Source organism: Virgibacillus subterraneus (assembly GCF_900110695.1).
GTDB classification, from domain to species: domain Bacteria; phylum Bacillota; class Bacilli; order Bacillales; family Amphibacillaceae; genus Lentibacillus; species Lentibacillus subterraneus.
Genome location: NZ_FOEH01000001.1, coordinates 1104117 through 1126019, shown reverse-complemented (window position 1 = coordinate 1126019; position 21903 = coordinate 1104117). Strand labels below are relative to the sequence as shown.

Sequence of the window (21903 nt, the reverse complement as noted above, 5' to 3'; positions counted from 1 at the left end):
GATGAGGATCAAGCCATGTCTGAGGAAAGCGCCAGCCTGCAACGGAAATCAACAAGCCTAGCACATTTACAAATAGATTGGTATTACTGCTTGATTTTTGAATCATGAAATTGAATCAACCCTTAAAAGAAAAACTACATTCGCTAAAATAGCAATGTAGTTTATAGATTCAATTTGACACTTTGTTCGTATTCGTTTTTCCATTTGTTAATTCTTGGATTAACGCCTGTATCAGTTCCTCGGATGATTGAAATTTAAAATTCTCCGTTTCGTCTATCATCCTTTTCAGCATATTTTTATATCGTTCCTGTTCTACCATTTTTATACCGCCTTTTGTCAAAATGCAAGACTATTATACCATGCTTAAAACAGTTATGTTGTCGAATAATGTCGGCTATTGAACTTTTTTATAAATTATTCGTCTCAGGATTTATTTTGTGGCTGTTATCCATTTAACCAACATTAAACATATAGTGGCTAATGCAGCGCCGACTCCATCCAGAACAACATCACCTATATACGGTGTTCGATTAGCTGTGAACCCTTGATGGAATTCGTCTAATCCAGCATATGTAACTGTTAAGCAAAACGATATTGTAATAAGTGAACGGAACTTCATATCACATGATCTGTTCAAAGCGATATAAAATAAACACATCAGCACAAAGAATACTCCAACATGTGCGCCTTTTCGCAGGAAGAACTCAACGAAACCCGCTGTCCCCAATACTGCGACACTTACCTCTGAATGATGATAGGTAAAAGATATCCAATCAACGAAAGGCGTTAAAAAGGATAAATCAACCATATTTGTCAAAAGCGGCTTAACATCCTGATCTTCATAAGGCTGTGCTGAGGAATAATAAATTATCCCCATCCAACTAATCGGAAGCAGCCAAAAGAAATATTTTTTCATAATAAATTCACCTTAATTCTCATACCAGTTCCACACTTCAACTCCGCCTAAGTAAAACTGATGGAATTGTTCCTCATCCAGTAATTTTTCAATCTCACGAATTGGCCCAGTCACGACAGCACCATATACCTTTATTCCATTTTCCCGTAAATACTTCAGACGCTTTTGATCAATATCTTTACCACTGTAATTCCCATTTTCAGTAAGCCACTTAATATCCTCGTAAAATTGATCAATTGATTGTTCTATCGTTACTTTATTAAGAGGACTAACAGAGGATGAATGCCTGTTCTTATCATCATAAGTAATTTGAGGCCTTAGCAATAGGGACTGGACAAATGTTAATTGACCACTTCCATGGCTAGATGTCTCAAATTCTGTTAACTCGCCACCATAAACTGGCATGCGGTAAACCTGGATGTCATATGCTTCTAGCTTATCTAATAATGCTCTGGATTTCATTGGTGTTTTTACAGAAAATTGCGCTTGGGCAACATGACCATCATCTATTTTCGTTAGCTGCTTTCTCAAATGTTCTTTACTCCCTGACTCTGCATTCGAACTTTCCCTTCCTAGTATCTTCGGTGGTATGGCAAAATTGCGGACTTTGTTCTCATTTAAATATTTTTCATCAAAATTTAACGAGTAACTCACCTTGCCAAACAAATGCTTTTCCGCTTGAACTTCACCAATAACCACATCCCACTCCCCGACATTACGGTAAAGCTTTAATGTGGTTGACTGTGTCAGGAAAGAATTAATTCCCGCATGATTACTGAACATGTGATTCACTTCCACCCCAGGATACCTTGTTTCAATAAGTGTTGTTATAATCCTATCAAATTCTCCTTGTTTGCCTGACATATCATAATACATGCCCACAGGAATCATATAAGCTATATAAATCAGAAAAATAAGCAGAATTGTTCTAATAACAGTAAATCCAATTGATAGTCTTGTTCGCCACACCATCCTTCTCGCGCTCTTTTTATCTAAATTAGCTTGGTCTTTCTCTTCCCAACCTTCCAAAACATTATCATCTTTCATCTGAGCATCCTCCCTTCAGCAGCTGATCATAATACCGAAACTTTTTCCTCGCACGGAACAGCGTTGTTTTAACCTGACTAAGTGATAGATTCATAGCCGTAGCAACTTCCTGATATGTAAAACCTTGAATTTCACGTATGTAAAGAATGGTACGCATTCGTTCAGGCAATCTGCTTAGAACCTCTTCAATATGCTCTTGTTTCGTAAGGTTCTCCAGCTGTGCCTCAGGATTACCGATACTGTCATTGTCAGTACGTTCTAGTTGAATTCGTTCCACCATACGCTGTTCTGACTTCGACTTTCTTGTCCAATCGATGTAAAGGTTACGAGCTACCTTAAAAAGCCACGCTTTTGCCTGTGCCATATTTTTCACCTCTAACGAAATCATCGCCCGATAAAACGTCTCCTGCAAAAGCTCTTCAGCAACCTGTTTATTTCGGCTCATCTGCAATAAATAACGGTACAGTGGAAGTTGATATGCCTCAAACAAATCTGTAAATATGGATTTTTTCAATCAACTCCCACCCCCTTCTATATAATTAAACGATTGAACAATCCGTTTGTTACATGAAATTTTTATATAATCTGTTGCTTACATCGACTTATCGTTAAAAGGGATTCTTATAAAAGCTCATTGTTGCACTTAAGCTGTAAAAAAGTATTTCTGTTTGCAAAATAAAAAACCGCAAGCCATTAGCTTTACGGTCAGCACTTATTTATCCTGTTCTTTTCGCCACTTAGTAAACTCAAGGTACTCTTTAAATTGCTCTTTTGAGACACCCGAATCCATTGCTTCCTGAACAATTTTCAACCACTCGCCATCTAATTGTTCCTCTGTCTCTTTCCATTTATCTTCTAATATCAACTCATTCACTGGGACTCCCAGTACTGAACTAATTTTTTCAATAAACTGGATCGATGGATTAGTTTGAAGGCTTCGTTCAATAGAGCTTAAATAGGATTTGGCTACACCAGCTTTATCTGCGAGTTCAGAAATCGACATCTTTTTTTCTTGACGTAGTTGCTTTATTTTTTCACCGATCAAGTAATACACCTTCTTTCAAAAAAATTATAACACAAAAAGGTGTATGGTTCTATATAAAGCACAAGAATTTTTTTAATTATTTATTCATTTTGTTTAATTCCTGCCAAAAACAACCTAACCTCCTCCAAAGTTAACCCGATAGTTTTCGCCTCTTTCATCAGTTCCAGCCACTCATAATCAATCTCTCTGTTCTTTTTTACATTTATCATCCCTATCCGTCCCCCATTTAAATTCCCAGGCAGTCCAGCCGCCATAGCTATAAAGCTTTAGACCCGTGACTTTGCGCCCCCATTTTTCAATAAGTTTGCTATTTTCTGAGGAACCATCATTTTATAATGACTACTATACTATATTTATGGGGGTTTTTGGGTGTCTTGTTTTGTCATAATTCAACTAGTTTTGTAATTTTCTGAAAATTTTTTATCGATATAGGTCATTTGAATCATTTCTGCTATTGAAAACTTTTCGATATAGGCTTATATTCAATATAAGTCATCTTTTAATGGAGGCAAAAATGAAGAAGCTCGCTTTAGTACTATTAGCAATAGGTTTTGTTACCATATCAATTGGAGGATACCAATGGCTCGGAACAAAACATGCACAAGAAAACAGTCTTGAAGAAGCTCAAACTATAATCGCAGAACAAAATTATGAAACATCTGACACCGCAAAAACGTCTACTACTATAGTGGAGAACATTTCTCATTCTATTGGAGAAACTGTAGGAATATTACATATACCACAACTTGATGCAGATTTGCCCATTGTAGAAGGAACCGACGAAGATGAACTTGAAAAAGGAGTTGGCCATTATGCAGGTACAGCATTTCCAACGCAAAATGATCAAATTGTCTTATCAGGTCACCGTGACACAGTGTTTCGCAGAATGGGAGAACTAGAACTTGGTGACACATTAACGTTACAATTAGAATATGGTAACTTTTCCTATGAAATTGTAAACACAGAGATTGTTGATGCAGAAGACCGCTCAATAATTGTTTCAACATCACCAGAAGAAGTATTGACCGTGACGACGTGTTATCCATTCTCATTTGTTGGCAACTCACCAGAACGCTACGTCATCACAGCTTTACCAATTATAAAAGAATAATAGACTAAAATGACTTGTTTCGATATAATTTATCTTATATTTGATTATTTTATTTCTGAAACGACAGAGGAGAATAACTTGTGGATTCAAGAATTGAAAAACGAAATGAAAAAAAGAAACGTAAATGGCCATATTGGGTAGGCGGTGTCATTGTCGCTTTACTATTAATTGTTGGTACTTATTTATTCTATATTTACGATAAGGTCGGAGATACCGTTGATGTTATGCATGAACCACTTGCACGGGATGAAAATCCGGATCGCCAAAAAGAACTTAATTCACTTTTTAATAAAAACAACTCCATAAATATTCTATTACTTGGAGTAGACGAACGGGAAAATGATAAAGGCCGTTCAGATACAATGATATTAATGTCATTAAATCCTCAAATAAATTCAATGAAAATGTTGAGTATACCACGTGATACTTACGTAGATATTCCTAATCGTGGAATGGATAAAATTAATCATGCTTATGCATTCGGAGGTGTTGGATTATCCCTACAGACTGTGGAGAAGAATTTTGATGTACCTATACACTTCTATGTAAAAGTTAATATGGAAGGTTTCAAACAAGGTATTGATGCTTTAGGTGGCGTAACGATTACAAATGATCGAGCATTTTCACAGGGTGGAGTAGACTTCCCTGCAGGTGAAATTAACCTGAACGGTGAAGAAGCACTGAAATACATTCGCATGCGTAAAGGGGATCCAAGAGGAGACATCGGGCGTAATGAACGCCAGCGTAGTGTTATTAAAGCCGCTATCGGTGAAGCTGCCAGTTTCTCAAGCATTACGAAAATTACTGACATTCTAGGAATTCTTGGGGGTAATGTAAAAACCGACCTTAACATGGATCAAATGCAAACACTGTTTTCAGATTATCGTCAAACACGAAACAACATCGATACTATGGAGATAAGTGGCAGTGGTCAAATGATTGAAAATATTTGGTACTATATTGTTCCCGATGAGGAAATGAACCGTGTTCAAACTGAAATACAAGAGCACATGAAAGCGAAGTAAGTCATCCAATGATGGCTTTTTGCTTTTATATACATGTTTTTGTATATGGAAAGTGGTATGATTAATTTAGAGTTTATAGAAGATTGAGGGGGTCATTATGAAAAAAATAATCGCTTTAATTCCTATTGTATTGTTAGTTCTTGTTGCTGCGTGTTCTAATGATAAGGTCACACCACAAGATCGCTTTGATCAATATGTGAAACATTGGAATGAGCAGGAATTTAACGAGATGTACAATATGAGTACTACTACTTCAACTGAAAAATATGCGAAAGAAGACTACGTTGAACGATATAAAAATATTTATGAAGATTTAAACATTGATAATCTAAACATTACGTATGACAAATTATCTGAAGAAAAAATGGAAACAGCAATGGAAAAAGGAACAGCTCAATTTCCTTTCACAGTCGAAATGGAAACCATTGCAGGCCCTATTACATTTGATTATAAAGCAACACTTATTGTAGAAGGAGAAGAAGAAAATGCTAATTGGTTTGTAAAATGGGACCCAGGCTTTATCTTCCCAGCAATAAAAGATGGTGGTGAAATTGGTCTATCCAATATAAAACCTGAACGGGGTGAAATACTCGATCGGAATCAATTGCCACTAGCCTTAAATGATACCGTTCATAACGTCGGCATCGTTCCAGGAAAATTAGGTTCTAATCCTGAAAAAGCAAAACAGAAGATCTCTGACTTATTGGGAATGTCTATTGAATCGATAAATAAAAACCTAGATGCTGGGTGGGTGGAACCAGATTTATTTGTTCCACTTAAAAAAGTACCTAAATCAGCAGAACAAACGCTTAATCAGTTATGGGAAGTTAGTGGCGTAACCGAGCGTAAAGTAACCGGCCGTGTTTATCCGTATGGTGAATCATTAGGCCACCTTGTCGGGTTCACAGGTCCCGTAACTGCGGAAGAGTTGGAGGAAATGGACTCTGGTGCCTACAGTGCTAACGACATCATTGGTAAACGCGGTCTTGAGTTACTATATGAAGACAAACTTCGTGGCGAAGCAGGCGTTGAAATAACTGTATCGAAAGAAAATGAAGAAGATACTATCCTGGCTGAGAAACCAGTTAAAAATGGTGAAGATGTCGTAACTACAATTGATGCTGATTTACAAATGAAAATCTATGAAAGCTATGATGGCAAAGCTGGAACAGCAGCTGCAATTCATCCAAAAACAGGAGAAACATTGGCATTAGTGAGCAGTCCTTCATTTAATTCTAATGAAATGGGATTTGGAATCTCTCAATCAAGACGAGATGAATTGCAAAATAATCCTAAGCAACCATTATTAAATCGCTTCACATCTACCTATGCACCTGGATCTACGTTTAAACCGGTAACTGCGGCTATCGGTCTAAATAATGAAAGTATTATTCCTGGTGAAGGCATCGAAATTAATGGTCTAACATGGAGCAATGGTGAAGGCTGGGGAAATTATCAAGTTCGCCGTGTATCAGAGTCTAATGGACCTGTAGATGTTACAAATGCACTGGTTCGCTCAGATAATATCTATTTTGCTAAGAAGGCAGTAGAAATGGGTAGCGAAAAATATGTGAATGGGTTACAGCAATTTGGGTTTGCTAAAGACTTTCCATTTGAATATCCGATTGAAACATCGACTATTTCATCCAATGGAAAACTTAATGATGAGGTTTTACTTGCTGATACAAGTTACGGGCAAGGAGAAATCCAGATGAGCGCACTCCATTTGGCTATGGCTTATACTCCATTTTTAAATAAAGGTAACCTGCTTAAGCCTACAATCCTTGCCGATGCAGAAAAAAGCCAGGTTTGGCAGGAAAAATTGATAACCGGTGAGCAAGCCACACTTATACAAGAAGCACTTCGTAATGTGGTTGCCGCACCAAATGGAACAGCTAAAGGTGCACATATTGACGACTTAGCGATCTCTGGTAAGACTGGAACAGCCGAACTTAAGAAATCAGGTGAGGAATCTGGTCCAGAAAATGGCTGGTTTGTGGGCTACCCGACTAAAAATCAGGACATACTAATATCGATGATGATTGAAAACACAGAAAAACAAGGTGGTAGCGCCTTTACCGTGGGAAAAGTAACTGAATTACTGAAAGCTGTGAAATAGTATATAGCCTATTCAATTTATTGAGTAGGCTTTTTACTATATTTTCACACCACAAACATTACAATATTTAGCGTTAGCTGGAACTTCATTATCACAACGGTAGCATAATGAAGTTTCTTCATAATCAATATCAGGCATATCTGTCTTTTTACCGCATTGCTGGCAGAATAAATCATCCTCTGTAAGTGCAGCACCACATGAGCATTCCATCATATCGACTGCTTCCGGTTTCTTCTGACTTATAATCGAATGAATTTTTTTATCCAGCTCTTTTAAAAGCTCACCTTTCTCATCTAAGATTGACGTAAATTTGTCACCACGTCGATAAGCTAAATAGACTTCCTGCCCCAATTCAACCAGAACTTTGGTTTTGGCAGCCGTCAGGTCTTGAACAGTTCGTTTATCTTCCACCGTATTATTCATATTATCCTCCTTCAGAAAAGCTTTCTCGAATATGCACCGATAAACCCTGTCAATCCGGCGTATAATAAACTTATGAAAAACGTTTGAATTAGTTTAAAGCCAGCAAAGAAACCCTGTGGATTATTCACCTCTTCGTGTTGAATTGAATAATTTATCGATAAATGATATGTAAAAAATGAAACAATAAAAGCAAAGAAAATACTGTACATTACAATCGTATTTATATAGTGCTTCTGCGATTTTGTTATTAAACGGCCAACAATAATAAAGAATATGGCCACAATTATAACTGATATAAACTCGTAGGATTCAAACATCTTCACAGGAATAATAAAGTCAATAAGTCCTCCCATATTTTCATTTACTGTATTGGAAATTCCAGCGTAAAACGAGTACTCCACAGCTTCCACATGTGTACCCTGGAAAATAAATGTATTAAACATTGCAAGGTTTAACAAATAGACTGCAATCTTTCCAACAAAAGATATATCAGCGTATATTGAATCACCGACAACATCCTGAAACATTCTCTTTTCAGAAATAACTGAAGTGTATTGTGTAAATTGAAATACACTTATAATCACAGCTATAATAATCACTCCTACAAAGGCTAAAGAACTATAATATAGAGCCCTCTGATACGAAATAAGCTGCAACTTTTCCTTTAAAGGCCCTTTGAAAATAAGCATTCCTACATAGCTAAAGAAGAACCCTATAAATAGCCCATTGATTAATGCACTAATAAAGTAGTAATCAATATTAAAAATGTAGAATTCACTTTCAAGTGTTTTATCACCTGTAATAATTGAAATTGTTCCCAGCAAGCCACCATATCCTATAGCAAAAAATACAGCTGCCTTCCATTCTTCGATGGTTGGATTCCGATACTTCGAATATAACCCGCCAGCGATTAATGAAATCGCTGGAATTAAGGCAAGGTATACTAACCCCGTAGAAGAAAATGCAAGCTGTTGAGAAAACTCCGCATCACCAATTCCAATCAAGAAACTGCTTAGATTAGTAATTAAAGCAAAATCCAAAATACTGAGTTTATCCAATACTTCCTCATTCAAAGGGATAAATACTTTCATGAATAAATCAATTAAACCACTGCCCTTTACCGAAGCCATAATTATAATTATTAGGAACAAAATGCCAATAGACAACAGAAACCCCGGCAGAACTTTTTTTCCAAGAACTATATCAAAATATGTATGACTTCTAGAATAATGTTTCGATTCTTTATAAGTTTCAAATGAGCTGCCACATTCCGCACAATAGCTCGCTATATGGTTATTTGCTGTACCACATAACCCGCAATATGAATTTATATTAACACGTAAACTTCTACTAACTTGAGTCTGTAGTGGATATCCATCTTCCACACAATATAATGCATGCGGGTCATTCTTTGTTCCACATTCACTGCAATACAACTAATCCCCCCCTTAGGTAATAAGTAATACAACTTTATAATATCAAATAATTGTATAGAATTGTTGTATTCTTTCGAAAAATACATGTAAACGTACTAGAAATACGAGGATAATATATCTTAAGGACTTGGTGAAGGGGTTTTTTATCCAAAATGCCGCACGGTATCATTGTGGTATGATCGTGAATTGGATCGAACTGTCACACGTTCGGCTCAAATTCACAATTAAAAATGTTCTGGTTCATTTCTGCTCACTAAACTGCCCAACAGATTACATTGCAACACTTGAAAACCCAGCTTTTGGAAAAGCTTTTGTAGCGCTTATACAGTAGCTTATTGCAAAAAAATACTACCTATTAAAAGGTAGTAAATACTAGCTCGTCTCCCAAAATGAAAATCTGCTTCCCTTTGACTCGTCGTTTATTAGGTTGGGGCGTGATTGGTGTGTTTTCTCTAGTACAAGCCGGTAATTCATATCTATCGCCTTATAAATCTTGTAAACTACTATTCCACTGAGTGCAATCTGAGCTGCTATGAGTATGAACTGGATTATACCCGTACTCTCTGGTAGAACAGTAGATAAACTTAATAGTAGCAGCACTTGTAAAGAGGTAACCAGAAAGGAACGCATCATAATTGTCAAAACTGTAGTTATTATTGCTATAATAAAAACCAATGAATATTCCTGCATGAGTAAATCTAATGATATGTTCATAATCATCACCTATCCTTTTCATTTTCCGGAAGTTCAAGTTGTGAATCGCCATATCTCTCATTTAAATATCCGCCTGCCAGACCTTCATTGACCATTCGATCTACGTCTGTGTAGTACTCGTTAATTTCCATCCCAACTCCTCCTTATCTTTATTATCATATGAATTAGTTAATAATTCCTTGATGCAGATCAATTTTTTCATAAAAAAGAAGCATTCCCATTTAAGAAATACCTCTCTATAATAAAAATGCTCCGTATACTAATGTGATTCCGATTACAATTGCTGGATGGATGCGCATTCGCTCAATTAAAAGAAAGCTTGATATCGTAATTAGCAGAACCTGCCACAATCCAATTCTTTCATATGACGTCTGAAAAAAACGCCATGCCATGACACCGAGTAAAATCGCGATAACCGGACGCACATATAATGTTAACCGCTGTACTTTTGGTGAATCTTTGTATTTATACAATACACCTAACAGTAATATCATGATAATAAGTGATGGTGCCACTGCTGCGAACACTCCAATAACAGCACCAAGCGGACCACCTTCTACATACCCGATATAGCCAGCAAGTTTAGTCGCAATTGGTCCAGGAAGTGAATTAGCAAGTGCAAGCATTTCACTAAACTCCTGAACAGACATCCATTCATATCGACGTACAACTTCATTTTCAACTAGTGGGATTGATGCAGGTCCCCCACCATAACCAAGTATACCAGGTATAAAAAAGGCCAAAAAAATGTGCCAATATTTCATTGGGTAGCACCACCCTTATCAGCAGGTGGGGTATCCTTCTTGAGAAGGGCTATTAAAATTAGGACACCGATTATTATCCCCGGATGTACATTCAGGAATTGAAATAATATAAATATGACTGCTGACATAACAAGGGTTTGCGTCCATCCCATGCCTTTTCTGGCTTTATCAAAGAACTGCAACGTGAGAACCGCCAGCATCATTGCCACAACAGGAATAACTGCTGCAGTCATACCCTGAACCCAGCCAACGTCCTTGATGCTCGATAATGACGACAGCAGGATAATCATCAGGATAATAGTGGGTATAATTGTTGCGAGAACAGCATTTATCATACCAACTAATCCAGATACACGATTCCCAATATAGCCGGCTAGTTTCGTAGCAATTGGTCCCGGGAGTGTATTGGCTAGCGCAAGCAGGTCACCAAAGTCCTTATCACTCATCCACTCATATTTATCAACGACCTCTTTATGTATTAACGGTATCGAACCAGGGCCACCACCATAGCCCAGCATCCCCACTCGAAAAAAAGCAATAAATAAATGCCACTGTTGCAATGGAATACCTCCTGTCCTGGATTGGATTTTATGTATGTAGCAGAATTCCATTCGTTATAAAAACAATCATAACAGAAGTTGCCTAAGATTAGAAAATTTGGTTATCGCATTAATAAGAGCCAGCCCTCAAACAAAAGGACTGGCTCTTAATTAGTTTAAAATTATTTATTTAATGATTTTTTGTTTGCAGTATGGAATAGATACCATGCTACAAGTGCAAACGCAATAATCGATGCAAGCGGACCGAAGAATGCTTCGCTAGGGAATACGACACCAGCAGTTACAGCTAATGCAACAATAACACCCATTAGCGCTTCACCGGCAATGTAACCAGAAGCAAGTAAAATTCCGCGTTCGTTTTTCTCCTTCAACTCGTCTTTATCTTTTGTACTACGAGAAATGATGGCGTTGATTAGCCCACCAGCCATTATTGGAGAAGTTAAATGAATTGGTAAGTATAATCCAACCGCAAATGGCAATGATCCTATACCAAACAGCTCAACAGTTGCTGCAGCTGCTGCACCAATAAAAATTAGGTTCCATGGAAGATCTCCACTCATAATACCATCAACAACCATTGACATAAGAACCGCTTGTGGTGCAGGGAGTTCAGCAGAGCCAAATCCATATGCATTATCAAGTAAAATCAGGATAAAGCCAATTACAACACTTGTAACTAAAACTCCATAAAGCTGTGCAATTTGTTGCCATTTTGGTGTTGCTCCAACAATATAGCCTGTTTTCAAGTCCTGTGAGGTATCTCCGGCAATAGCAGCCGCAATACAAACAACAGAACCGATGATAATTGCTGTAACCATACCTGCTTGTCCAGTCTGACCAACTGCAGATAATACAAGTGAAATGAAGATTAATGCTCCAATAGTCATTCCAGATACAGGATTTGAGGAACTTCCAACAATACCAACAATTCTAGATGATACTGTTACAAAGAAGAATCCAAAGATAAATAGCAGAATTGCTCCTATAAATCCTAAGTCAATTGGTGGATAGAACATGAGAATACCCATAAATACTACCACTAATACGACAATTAGCGTGATCGGCATATCTCTTTCAGTACGCAGGTCTTTGCCATCACCAGATGATGAAAATCCTTTTATTGCCCCACTAAATGAAGATGCAATAGTTGGCAATGTTTTAAGGAGCCCTACAATACCGCCAAATGCTACCGCACCGGCACCGATATACCGCAGATAATTATCCCAGATAGCATGGAAGTCCATTTCCGATATTGGGACTTCAGCAGGATAAATTGGTGCTGTTGCAAAATCACCAATATAGCTGATAAGCGGGATAATTCCTAACCAGCCCAATACACCACCAGCAAACATTATTCCTGCGATACGAGGACCAATAATGTAACCAACACCAAGTAATGCAGGTAATGTATCCATACCAATTGCTGCGTTCTTAAATTTATAAATCTCCCATTCTACTGAAGAAGGGAATGCTTTAACGGCATCCGTTAACAGTTTAAAACCAGCACCAATTCCAAGCCCTTTAAATACTAGCTTAGCACCTTTTCCGCCCTCTTCACCGGCGTGAAGTACTTCAGCACATGCTGTTCCTTCTGGATAAGGCAGTGTTTTGTGTTCATTAACAATCAATGCACGGCGTAGAGGTATCATTAGAACAACACCTAAAATACCACCAGCTAGAGCAATAATAGCGATTGTTGTCAAACTTGGCTCAAGCTGCCAAATGAATAATGCAGGTAAAGTAAAAATAACACCAGCAGCAAGCGATTCACCAGTTGATGTGATCGTCTGCACAATATTATTCTCTAAAATTGACGTTCGCTTCATAATAATACGAAGTACTGCCATTGAAATTACTGCTGCTGGAATTGACGCAGAAACGGTCATTCCAACGATAAGACCTAAATATGCATTTGCTGCACCAAATACGATTGCCAATACTGCACCAATAACCATTGCAACCCATGTAAGTTCAGGTGGTTTTTGGGATGCTGGTACGTAAGGCTTAAATTCTGGATTTGGATCCTGCTTTGACAAAGTAAACACCTTCCTTACGTAAATTCTAGCTGTTAAAATGAGCCGGGTTCAATTCTCAAAAATGTATGATAATTTTCAATATAATGATAAATTTCCACAAAAATAGAAAAACCTTACTATAAAATTATAGCAAGGAGAGAACCGATTCATTTTTTTAAAATATAACACTTGGCATTTCAATGAATTATAGCCTTTAATATAATATCACACTTTTAATATTAAGCAAATAACCTATGAAAAAAAGATGATAGTAGATTATTGAGATTATTGCCAAGCCTTAATGATCAAAGACTTCGTTACACTTATACAGTAAGAAAGTAGTTATACTCTCTTTTCTGCCCAAAAAAAGACTCCCTAAAATTGGAGGAAGTGACTTAAAGTAATTTCACTAATGATTGAAATGCCTCGTAATCGCGATTATCCAATGCTTTATCAATCAATCGTTTCATGTTTAATTGCTCTAACTCATCAATAATAGCTTCACTTTCATAATCTGGTTCACTTTTTATCTCTTTATTTAAATAATACGGATCAGCAATCGAGTGTAATTGAACTAAGAAATCAGGAAGTGATATAAGCTCGCTCATAGCCATGTAAATGATGTCTTTACCTTTTTGAAAAGCAAACCTAGCACCAAGATTTTCGACTTTTTTTGTTCTGCGATTAATACGGATTTCCTTTGATTCAATCGGCACAAATTGGTAAACCTTATTATTAATGAATACCGCAAAATATTGATATGCCAAAATTACTCGAACATAATTATCATCTGCTTTGATATAATAAGGCTTCAACATCTTCACTGTAACCACTCTTGCACCTCCCAGAGCATAATATACTCTTAATTTTCTGTAAATTAATTCTACTATATAACGCACGAAAACACAAGTTAAATTTTCGGAAAATTGAAAGTTGCATTATACCACTCAATTGCTGCAATAAAGATAGCTTGCCTGTTAACCAGCAGTTTATACGCTGTTCAGCGTATAAACAACGGCCTTCTGAACATCGGTGTTCGAAAAACCTTGTTCATTTTTGTCAAACTTGATACCAGCCAGCTGTAAGTACAGGATACCCTGCTTCATATAGGACTTATAGTTATTATTCAGTTCATTAATTTCAGCTTCATATCGTTCATCGGTTCCTGGTGTAACAAGTTCCTCATACAAATCTACAATCTCTTCCCCATCACGTTCCGGGAAAAATTCATGTGGATCAGTGCTGTCAAAAATACATACATCCAAATCACGGACTAGTACCATATCAATGCTATTCGAATCAAAACTGCAATGATACATCTCAACGTCAAACCCATGTTCTACGCATGCTTTGCTGATTTTTTTCATAAAGGTCGATTTACCTGTCCCAGCACGCCCTTTGATAAAAAATACGTTTTCGATATTCTCTTTAAGATGTGGAACAACATTGACAACTCCATCAACTGTATTGGTCCCAAAAAGCCTGTGGAAGGTATGGGCTGTGCGGTCTTTTTTCGAAACACCTGTTAGAAGTCTAGAGATAAATTCTGCTGTAAATTGATCCGCATGATTAAAATCCATTTGACTAATATAGACTTCTTCCAACTCATCGTGAATACTTAACCCTTTAGCAAAACTATCATATGCAGATTGGGTTAGAACGTTGAAATCTGTTAGATCCGGATAGTCCTTTGTTGGGACTGTTTCTTCCAGGTTAATTGCAGTCGATTCTCCGGTTACAATTGCCTCATCTAAAAATGCCAGTGATCTTTCACGAATAATGATACCGTCCAGGTACCGACTCCCTAAAGGACTATGAAGAACTTCTATCGTATTATTCTGGTAATGCTCAAGCAAATTCTGTATTACTTTCGTTTTAAGTGATGCTGAAGGATGTCTGAGCTTAATAACCTGATCGATCCCATTTAAATTACTATCCAAAAAATTTACCAAGCCATCAGCGGTATTACCAGTGACGTAATAATGTAGATTAGGCAATATAGAACACTTCCTTTTCCAAAAGTATAAGTATAGCCTATTCATTTTATGATTGCTGTGGAGGTTTGGTGATAAGGTTCGATAATATTCTAGTACTTCTCCACAATCCGATCACGGAAGACTGGTATTCGTCCTCTGACTTCATCTACTAGATCAAAGTCTACTGTTGCAGTGACAATCTCTTCGCCGCTTCCGCCTTCAGCGACAATCTCTCCCCACGGATCAACTACAAGCGACATACCGCCGAATTCATTTTTCGGATCAGCACCAACCCGGTTACAAGCAACTACATAACATTGATTCTCAATGGCACGTGCCTGCAAAAGTGCGCGCCAATGATCGATTCTTGGCTTTGGCCATTCAGCTACAACGTACATTACTTTGGCACCATTGACAGCTGACTTGCGCATCCACTCCGGAAAGCGTATGTCATAACAAATATATCCCGCAGCGGACTCTCCATCCAATGTAAACTCTGCTTCGTCCTGTCCTGCTTCCAGGTACAGATGTTCATCCATTAGTTGAAACAGATGAAGCTTGCTGTATTTGTGGATCAGCTTTCCTTTTTGATCTATTACTAGCAATGTATTCCGTACCCCATCATCACATTGTTCAGCAACGGATCCACCAATTAAAATTACATTGAACTCTTTTGCCAATTCACTTAAAAACGCAATCGATTCCTTAGCATGTTTATCCGCTATTTCATCTAACCTGGTTAAGTCATAGCCAGTCGTCCACAGTTCAGGCAATAAAATTATATCGGCACCTGTTTTCACTGCATTTACAAACTCTTCTTTTGCTCGCTTAAAGTTCTCTTTAGGTTCACCATATACAATATCCATCTGTATCATCGCAATTTTTTTCTTCAAAAGAACACCTCCTGCTTCTACTTTACCATGTAAAAAATCGTCACCTTAAGGATAACGATTTTTTCTTAATAATGTCCAAGCAAACCTTTTTTCATAGCGTACTTTTCACATGCCAGGTAAATACCGACTCCAATAATTCCATAAACAATAGAATTCCCAATCAGCCAGGCGTAATCTATCATTGTAAAATCTGCTAATGTATAGCCATTAATCATCACCTGTCTGGTCATATCCACGCCTTTCACAAATGGAGCAGCAACCATGAACGGCGCAACTGATAATGGAACAAACGTCAGTCCAGCAATGATGAACTGAAGAATCTGCAAAAATGCACTAACTTGCTTAAAAATAAGCGCCATTCCCGCTATGACAAAACTGACACCTATCATACTGGCCAACGTCAACAGAAGAATAGGAATGATAGCAAACGGGTTGAGATTTAACCATTGCCCAGCAGTCGCCATTGATACGAATAACAGAAAAATGACTAAGACAAAATGGTTGAAAATCATCCCAAACATTCTGGACAGAAATATCTTCCATGGACTTACTGGCGACATAAAAAGTTGCTCTAAAGTTCCTTTCATTGCTTCATCGGATATCGTCCACCCAATTGACTGCAGAACCATCATGGCAAAATACCAAAATATATAGTTCACAATGACAAACTGAGTGTTTGTACCAGCCTGAGCCGGATCACCAATAACCTGAATCCCAAACATCATCGCAATAAAAATAATGTAAAATGTCAAAAGAAGACTTATCGTATTAGCTTTATACCGTACTAATTCGAGATATTCCATCTTCGTATTAACGCGCAGCACGTTCCAAAAAGAAGTCATGAAGCCACCTCCTCTTTAACAAGCTTTCGAAACACCTGTTCAAAATTAATTTCGGTACGATTGATTGTTTCAATTGGCGTCTGGTTTTTTTTGAAAATTTCCATCAAATCATAAATTTCCTGTTCCTGCTCAAAACTGACTTCAAGCTTCAACCCTTCCCACCTGTGGATCGGGAATTTCAGCTCAAGAATCTCCCGCTGTTCTTCAGTCAGTTCTTCCTTCAGGTTCACCTGATATGCACTTGTTTCAAATAGTCGCAGCAACTGGTCTACTCGTTCATCTGCAATCACTTTCCCATCATTAATAATAATTGTCCGTTGGCATAAGTCCTGAACAACCGGCATGTCATGCGTACTAATGATGACCGTCTTTCCTTGGTCGTGAGCGATTTTTCGAAGTAATTCACGAACTTCATATCCAGTTTCCACGTCAAGTCCAAGTGTTGGTTCATCCAGCAGAATCACATCAGTGTCTGCAAGCATTGCCACACAAATTGCCAGCTTCTGCTGCATGCCACGTGATAAGTTATTTACCAATTCATATTTTTTATCTTGAAGGTGAAAGAGGTTCAATAGTTCATTTACCTGCGTTTTAATTTCCTTTTTCGAGGCACCCCGATTGCCTGCAAAATACTCCATATTTTCCAGCACATTCAAGCGCCAGTATAGATTTCGATTCCCTTCAAGAACTGCACTTATATGGCCCAATGCTTTATTGCGTTCTTTCACACTATCGAACCCATTTAACGTAACCGAACCATCGTCAGGAACAAGCAGTCCGCAAATTGTTTTAATCGTTGTTGTTTTACCTGCACCATTTGGCCCAAGCAAGCCAACAATCTCCCCCTTCCCAACTTCAAATGAAACACCTTTAACAGCAACAAACTCTTCCTTAGACTTACGTTTTTTATAGCTCTTTTTAATTCCATCAACCGTAACGATACTCCCCATGTTCCCAAACCCCTTCCAATCTTTGTTAACTTCATTATACCGATTTGTCAGAGAAGTACATCAGTCGTAGAGATGTTTTCACCCTCAGTCCAGGGACTGAGTTAACGTTCTGTTGATGTTCTATGCTGTTCAGTTGATGTGCTGTGCTGTCGATGTTCTCGTCCTTATATGTTACGACCCAACTCATCCCATCAAAAAAGTCATGCGGAGTCTCGCTCTCCGCATGACTTTTTTCTTCACTGTAATTCCGCTCGTTCTTCCTCGGTAAACACCCTTGATCTTGTCAAAAACCGCTTCCCCTCAGGTCCCTCCAATGAAAACATTCCACCACGACCTTTTACAGCATCAATGATCAGCTGGGTATGTTTCCAATACTCATATTGGTCCTTTGAGATATAGAAAGGTGTTTCACCAATTTCACCTAGTAACAAATCTGAATCACCAATGCGAAATTCATCCCTCGGATAACACATCGGTGAGCTTCCGTCACAGCAGCCACCTGATTGATGAAACATGAGTGGCCCATGTGTTTCAGCTAATGTGTTGATCAGACTTATCGCCTCTTCAGTTGCCGTTACACGATCAGCCATATTTTACACCCTTTCTATTTAATTTCACTCGACACGATTATTATATGTGGAAAAGGAGTTTCGTACCCCTTTTCCCACCCCCCCTGTAAGCATAACTAGTAAACAAACTTGGCTTAAAGCTAATGGGATTCTTAGAATGCGTTCTTTGCTTTCTTAGAGTCCCTTTAGCTTTGGAGTCCAAGCCTTCGTTGTATTCAGTAAGCTTTTTAACTGCTTAAAAGAATCCAGCAGCACCTTCACTATAGCTAATTAATAGATTCTTTGTCTGCTGATAATGATCAAGCATCATCAAGTGATTTTCACGTCCAATACCTGATTTTTTATAGCCACCAAAAGCAGCGTGTGCTGGATACTGATGGTAACAATTCGTCCATACTCGGCCTGCCTCAATTCCACGCCCGAAGCGATATGCCGTATTGATGTTACGTGTCCATACACCAGCACCTAAGCCGTATAATGTATCGTTAGCAATCTCCATAGCTTCTTCGTTATCTTTAAAAGTTGTTACAGAAAGTACTGGTCCAAAAATTTCTTCCTGGAAAATACGCATTTTGTTGTTTCCTTTAAATATCGTAGGTTGAACATAGTATCCATCTGTCATGTCATCATCAAGTTTGTTGACCTCACCGCCAACAAGTACTTCTGCACCTTCCTGTTTTCCGATATCAAGATACGATTTAATTTTTTCCAATTGTTCCTCAGATGCCTGTGCACCCATCATCGTATCGGTATCAAGTGGATGACCAATTTTAATTTCATTCACACGTGCGATCGCTCGTTCCATAAATTCATCATAAATCGACTCGTGAACTAACGCTCGTGAGGGACATGTACAAACTTCACCTTGGTTTAAGGCAAACATGACCAGACCCTCAATTGCTTTATCCAGGAATCCGTCATCTTCATCCATTACGTCCTTGAAGAATATGTTCGGTGATTTTCCACCAAGTTCAAGTGTAACCGGAATGATATTTTCCGAAGCGTACTGCATAATCAATCGACCTGTTGTTGTTTCACCTGTGAAGGCAATTTTAGAAATACGGCTGTTGGACGCTAGTGGCTTTCCTGCTTCTAAACCAAATCCATTCACAACATTCAATACACCATTTGGCAATAGATCCTTTATCAAATCTAGAAATATATGAATTGAGGCAGGTGTTTGCTCAGCTGGTTTCAAGACGACGCAGTTACCAGCTGCAAGTGCTGGTGCCAGCTTCCAAGTTGCCATTAATAACGGAAAGTTCCAAGGAATTATTTGCCCCACAACACCCAAAGGTTCATGGAAATGATATGCTACTGTATCATTATCAATCTGGCTTAGACCGCCTTCTTGCGCGCGTATTGCTCCAGCAAAGTAACGGAAATGATCAATTGCCAGGGGTAAGTCCGCATTCAATGTTTCCCGAACCGCTTTACCATTGTCCCAAGTTTCAGCAACCGCTAGTGTTTCCAAGTTTTCTTCCATGCGATCTGCAATCTTATTTAAAATATTTGCTCGTTCTGCTACAGCGGTTTTTCCCCAAGCATCCATGGCGGCTTCTCCCGCATCAACAGCAGCCTCCACATCTTCTTTCGTCGATCTGGACATTTCACAAAATACCTTCCCTGTAACTGGGCTTACATTCTCAAAATATTTTCCATTCGCAGGAGCCCGATACTCCCCCCCAATAAAATTGTCATAACGGTCCTTAAAGGTCACCTTGGACCCGTCAGTGTTTGGATTCGCATACTTCATTCAATCATTCCTCCTCTTATTATTGTAAACGCTTACAATTAACTTGATGAAGTAGTACCTTATGAAGCCTCTATATCACATTATACCAATAAATTTGTAATTATGACAACTATTAGAATTATCTATATAAAAAATAAGCCAACCCTAAATTAAGAGGGTTGACTTGGTGCAATGCTGAAGCATATATAGTAAAAGACGCCAGTCTCCCAGCGCCACTAATAGGAAATCCCAGGCTTATAACCAAAGTTTCCCTTATACTTTAAGAAAGTATAAAAAGATGCCTATCATGACATCTTAACGAAATATTAAATATAAATTGCTTTTACTATAGCTTCAATACCATATTAACTACTTCAATTCTGGAAGTACACGTACTTCTTGTTTCATTGAAGATTTACAGAGTGGGCATTCTGGCTCTTCTTCAAAACTGTATGATTCTCTCATCCATCCTGAGCAGTCCTCACTAGTACAAGACCATACATTTGTGTCCACTTCTGGCACTGGCTCTTTTGGCCCGCGAGAAAATGACATAACAGCAACCCCTTTCATGGTACTCTATCCATTATACTCCTTTATAGCAAAAAAAGTAAGGGAACAAGCAACATTAATTCATTATATCCGAAAATTAGTTAAAATATACCTATTGGACAACCGTAAGCTATAACGATTATACTTGAACTTATTCTGAAACTTCTACAGTAGAAAGGGAAACAGCTATGACATCAAAAACACACCCGTTCACAAAAATGATTGCCGGAATCGGATTCACTTTTTTTATTGCACTTGTCGGGTACATACTGGCGCTAGTTCCAGGGTTTAGCCGTGTCGGTCAACTAGCCAGCGCAATCATTATCGCAATCATATATAGACAATTTTTCGGCTATCCTGAATTTTTCCGTGCGGGAATACAATTCTCATCAAAATATTTATTGCGGTTCGCTATCATTTTATATGGTTTAAAACTTAATGTTGATATTATTTTGCAGGATGGTCTTGGACTGCTGGCTAAAGGTGCTATTGCAATTGTTTTTGCCATATTACTCACCGTTTATATCGGGAAAAAATTAAAAGCAAACACACAGCTTGCTTTATTGCTTGGAGTCGGCACAGGAGTTTGTGGTGCTGCAGCGATTGCCGCTGTATCCCCGATTATCAAGGCGAAAGATGAGGACACTGCAATTGGAGTAGGAATTATTGCATTAGTTGGAACTATTTTTTCTATAATTTATACCCTTATACAGCCGCTGCTGCCGATTACTGATTTGCAATATGGCATCTGGTCAGGCATTTCCTTACATGAACTTGCCCATGTCGCACTGGCAGCAGAACCAGCTGGGGAGGATGCATTGGCAATTGCTTTGCTGGCAAAACTTGGCCGTGTTTTCCTGCTTGTCCCGCTTTGTTTCATCCTGATTTTCTGGATGCGAAACCGGAATGATGACAGTAATACAAAAGTCAGCTTTCCCTGGTTTCTGATTGGATTTATTGGAATGAGTCTTTTCGGGAGCTATGTTTTAGGTGATATAGTTCCTGTATCCGATATTACTATGGACGCAGTAAGCCAGGTTACGACTTTTATTTTAACCGCTGCGATGGTGGGATTAGGATTGAATGTCAGCCTGATAGATGTAAAAAATAAAGCAATGCGACCTCTAATCGCCATGGTGACTACATCCATATTACTTTCATTTGTAATGTACTGGATTGCAGGAATCTAAAGAAGCTCCCTAATGTTAGGGAGC

The 21903-nt window shown here is 38.2% G+C and carries 25 protein-coding genes and 1 riboswitch; of the genes, 4 read left to right on the top strand and 21 right to left on the bottom strand.

From position 1 onward, the window contains the following. Positions 1-169 precede the first annotated feature (169 nt). The 6 genes from BMY13_RS19420 to BMY13_RS05200 all read right to left on the bottom strand — a co-directional run bounded on the left by BMY13_RS19420 (position 170) and on the right by BMY13_RS05200 (position 3217). Positions 170-319, bottom strand: coding sequence for a hypothetical protein (locus BMY13_RS19420; RefSeq protein ID WP_175476713.1), 150 nt, complete (start codon positions 317-319; stop codon positions 170-172). A gap of 111 nt (positions 320-430) precedes the next feature. Further along, entirely contained in the window at positions 431-916 is a 486-nt protein-coding gene (locus tag BMY13_RS05220; protein ID WP_092503048.1) for a VanZ family protein, read from the bottom strand. Between the two features lie 12 nt (positions 917-928). Beyond that, a complete protein-coding gene (locus BMY13_RS05215; protein ID WP_092503046.1) occupies positions 929-1963 on the bottom strand; it encodes an anti sigma factor C-terminal domain-containing protein in 1035 nt (344 codons plus the stop codon). Then, the gene (locus tag BMY13_RS05210; RefSeq protein WP_092503044.1) at positions 1953-2477 is read right to left on the bottom strand and encodes an RNA polymerase sigma factor; all 525 of its coding nucleotides are present in this window, start codon (positions 2475-2477) and stop codon (positions 1953-1955) included. The genes BMY13_RS05215 and BMY13_RS05210 overlap by 11 nt, the downstream gene beginning before the upstream one ends. Before the next feature lie 198 nt (positions 2478-2675). Next, the gene (locus BMY13_RS05205) at positions 2676-3008 is read right to left on the bottom strand and encodes a helix-turn-helix domain-containing protein (RefSeq protein ID WP_092491950.1); all 333 of its coding nucleotides are present in this window, start codon (positions 3006-3008) and stop codon (positions 2676-2678) included. Between the two features lie 80 nt (positions 3009-3088). Further along, positions 3089-3217: an anti-repressor SinI family protein gene (locus BMY13_RS05200; RefSeq protein WP_092491949.1), complete on the bottom strand. Its 129-nt coding sequence runs from the start codon at positions 3215-3217 to the stop codon at positions 3089-3091. 25 nt (positions 3218-3242) lie between these two features. Then, a riboswitch (cyclic di-GMP riboswitch) is annotated at positions 3243-3327 on the bottom strand. A gap of 195 nt (positions 3328-3522) precedes the next feature. Between BMY13_RS05200 and BMY13_RS05195 the strand changes: the two genes are divergently transcribed. The 3 genes from BMY13_RS05195 (at position 3523) to BMY13_RS05185 (ending at position 7263) form a co-directional block, all read left to right on the top strand. Further along, positions 3523-4119 (top strand): class D sortase, encoded by a 597-nt coding sequence (locus BMY13_RS05195; protein WP_092503042.1) that lies wholly within the window; start codon positions 3523-3525, stop codon positions 4117-4119. Positions 4120-4199: 80 nt separating this feature from the next. Beyond that, the gene (locus tag BMY13_RS05190; RefSeq protein ID WP_092503040.1) at positions 4200-5144 is read left to right on the top strand and encodes an LCP family glycopolymer transferase; all 945 of its coding nucleotides are present in this window, start codon (positions 4200-4202) and stop codon (positions 5142-5144) included. Positions 5145-5241: 97 nt separating this feature from the next. After that, entirely contained in the window at positions 5242-7263 is a 2022-nt protein-coding gene (locus BMY13_RS05185) for a penicillin-binding transpeptidase domain-containing protein (protein ID WP_092503038.1), read from the top strand. A gap of 36 nt (positions 7264-7299) precedes the next feature. On the opposite strand, the gene BMY13_RS05180 is transcribed toward BMY13_RS05185, so the two are convergent. From BMY13_RS05180 to BMY13_RS05115, 15 genes are all read right to left on the bottom strand, one after another. Beyond that, positions 7300-7686 carry a zinc ribbon domain-containing protein gene (locus tag BMY13_RS05180; RefSeq protein ID WP_092491945.1) on the bottom strand — a complete coding sequence of 129 codons (387 nt, stop codon included), beginning with the start codon at positions 7684-7686 and terminating at the stop codon, positions 7300-7302. An 11-nt stretch (positions 7687-7697) separates the two neighbouring features. Next, a complete protein-coding gene (locus tag BMY13_RS05175; RefSeq protein ID WP_092503036.1) occupies positions 7698-9122 on the bottom strand; it encodes a zinc ribbon domain-containing protein in 1425 nt (474 codons plus the stop codon). A 372-nt stretch (positions 9123-9494) separates the two neighbouring features. Then, the gene (locus tag BMY13_RS05170) at positions 9495-9836 is read right to left on the bottom strand and encodes a hypothetical protein (protein ID WP_139184797.1); all 342 of its coding nucleotides are present in this window, start codon (positions 9834-9836) and stop codon (positions 9495-9497) included. A 5-nt stretch (positions 9837-9841) separates the two neighbouring features. Continuing rightward, complete coding sequence (locus BMY13_RS19895) at positions 9842-9967, bottom strand: hypothetical protein (RefSeq protein WP_281243651.1); 126 nt, start codon at positions 9965-9967, stop codon at positions 9842-9844. A gap of 105 nt (positions 9968-10072) precedes the next feature. Beyond that, complete coding sequence (locus tag BMY13_RS05165; RefSeq protein WP_092503032.1) at positions 10073-10600, bottom strand: chromate transporter; 528 nt, start codon at positions 10598-10600, stop codon at positions 10073-10075. After that, the gene (locus BMY13_RS05160) at positions 10597-11160 is read right to left on the bottom strand and encodes a chromate transporter (protein WP_245736023.1); all 564 of its coding nucleotides are present in this window, start codon (positions 11158-11160) and stop codon (positions 10597-10599) included. The genes BMY13_RS05165 and BMY13_RS05160 overlap by 4 nt, the downstream gene beginning before the upstream one ends. A 161-nt stretch (positions 11161-11321) precedes the next feature. Further along, entirely contained in the window at positions 11322-13196 is a 1875-nt protein-coding gene (locus BMY13_RS05155; RefSeq protein ID WP_092503028.1) for an OPT family oligopeptide transporter, read from the bottom strand. Between the two features lie 374 nt (positions 13197-13570). Next, complete coding sequence (locus tag BMY13_RS05150) at positions 13571-14008, bottom strand: IDEAL domain-containing protein (RefSeq protein ID WP_092503026.1); 438 nt, start codon at positions 14006-14008, stop codon at positions 13571-13573. Between the two features lie 156 nt (positions 14009-14164). Continuing rightward, positions 14165-15172 carry a hypothetical protein gene (locus BMY13_RS05145; RefSeq protein ID WP_245736022.1) on the bottom strand — a complete coding sequence of 336 codons (1008 nt, stop codon included), beginning with the start codon at positions 15170-15172 and terminating at the stop codon, positions 14165-14167. Positions 15173-15261: 89 nt separating this feature from the next. Further along, the gene (locus BMY13_RS05140; protein ID WP_092503022.1) at positions 15262-16044 is read right to left on the bottom strand and encodes a carbon-nitrogen family hydrolase; all 783 of its coding nucleotides are present in this window, start codon (positions 16042-16044) and stop codon (positions 15262-15264) included. A 65-nt stretch (positions 16045-16109) separates the two neighbouring features. Further along, a complete protein-coding gene (locus BMY13_RS05135) occupies positions 16110-16886 on the bottom strand; it encodes an ABC transporter permease (protein WP_092491937.1) in 777 nt (258 codons plus the stop codon). Continuing rightward, the gene (locus BMY13_RS05130; RefSeq protein ID WP_092503020.1) at positions 16883-17836 is read right to left on the bottom strand and encodes an ABC transporter ATP-binding protein; all 954 of its coding nucleotides are present in this window, start codon (positions 17834-17836) and stop codon (positions 16883-16885) included. The genes BMY13_RS05135 and BMY13_RS05130 overlap by 4 nt, the downstream gene beginning before the upstream one ends. 236 nt (positions 17837-18072) lie before the next feature. Beyond that, positions 18073-18426 carry a DUF779 domain-containing protein gene (locus BMY13_RS05125; RefSeq protein WP_092491935.1) on the bottom strand — a complete coding sequence of 118 codons (354 nt, stop codon included), beginning with the start codon at positions 18424-18426 and terminating at the stop codon, positions 18073-18075. Positions 18427-18640: 214 nt separating this feature from the next. Then, positions 18641-20161 carry an aldehyde dehydrogenase gene (adh, locus tag BMY13_RS05120; RefSeq protein ID WP_092503018.1) on the bottom strand — a complete coding sequence of 507 codons (1521 nt, stop codon included), beginning with the start codon at positions 20159-20161 and terminating at the stop codon, positions 18641-18643. 348 nt (positions 20162-20509) lie between these two features. Next, positions 20510-20692 (bottom strand): cold-shock protein, encoded by a 183-nt coding sequence (locus BMY13_RS05115; RefSeq protein ID WP_092491933.1) that lies wholly within the window; start codon positions 20690-20692, stop codon positions 20510-20512. 185 nt (positions 20693-20877) lie between these two features. On the opposite strand from BMY13_RS05115, the gene BMY13_RS05110 reads away from it, so the two are divergent. Next, positions 20878-21879, top strand: coding sequence for a YeiH family protein (locus BMY13_RS05110; protein WP_245736020.1), 1002 nt, complete (start codon positions 20878-20880; stop codon positions 21877-21879). Positions 21880-21903 lie beyond the last annotated feature (24 nt).

Coding starts and splice junctions, on each gene's coding strand:
- BMY13_RS05110 (WP_245736020.1), top strand. CDS start 20,878: ATGACATCAAAAACACACCCGTTCACAAAAATGATTGCCGGAATCGGA.
- BMY13_RS05130 (WP_092503020.1), bottom strand. CDS start 17,836: ATGGGGAGTATCGTTACGGTTGATGGAATTAAAAAGAGCTATAAAAAA.
- BMY13_RS05170 (WP_139184797.1), bottom strand. CDS start 9,836: ATGAACATATCATTAGATTTACTCATGCAGGAATATTCATTGGTTTTT.
- BMY13_RS05125 (WP_092491935.1), bottom strand. CDS start 18,426: ATGGCTGATCGTGTAACGGCAACTGAAGAGGCGATAAGTCTGATCAAC.
- BMY13_RS05165 (WP_092503032.1), bottom strand. CDS start 10,600: ATGAAATATTGGCACATTTTTTTGGCCTTTTTTATACCTGGTATACTT.
- BMY13_RS05195 (WP_092503042.1), top strand. CDS start 3,523: ATGAAGAAGCTCGCTTTAGTACTATTAGCAATAGGTTTTGTTACCATA.
- BMY13_RS05180 (WP_092491945.1), bottom strand. CDS start 7,686: ATGAATAATACGGTGGAAGATAAACGAACTGTTCAAGACCTGACGGCT.
- BMY13_RS05220 (WP_092503048.1), bottom strand. CDS start 916: ATGAAAAAATATTTCTTTTGGCTGCTTCCGATTAGTTGGATGGGGATA.
- BMY13_RS19895 (WP_281243651.1), bottom strand. CDS start 9,967: ATGGAAATTAACGAGTACTACACAGACGTAGATCGAATGGTCAATGAA.
- BMY13_RS05115 (WP_092491933.1), bottom strand. CDS start 20,692: ATGTCATTTTCTCGCGGGCCAAAAGAGCCAGTGCCAGAAGTGGACACA.
- BMY13_RS19420 (WP_175476713.1), bottom strand. CDS start 319: ATGGTAGAACAGGAACGATATAAAAATATGCTGAAAAGGATGATAGAC.
- BMY13_RS05185 (WP_092503038.1), top strand. CDS start 5,242: ATGAAAAAAATAATCGCTTTAATTCCTATTGTATTGTTAGTTCTTGTT.
- BMY13_RS05215 (WP_092503046.1), bottom strand. CDS start 1,963: ATGAAAGATGATAATGTTTTGGAAGGTTGGGAAGAGAAAGACCAAGCT.
- adh (WP_092503018.1), bottom strand. CDS start 20,161: ATGAAGTATGCGAATCCAAACACTGACGGGTCCAAGGTGACCTTTAAG.
- BMY13_RS05135 (WP_092491937.1), bottom strand. CDS start 16,886: ATGACTTCTTTTTGGAACGTGCTGCGCGTTAATACGAAGATGGAATAT.
- BMY13_RS05200 (WP_092491949.1), bottom strand. CDS start 3,217: ATGATAAATGTAAAAAAGAACAGAGAGATTGATTATGAGTGGCTGGAA.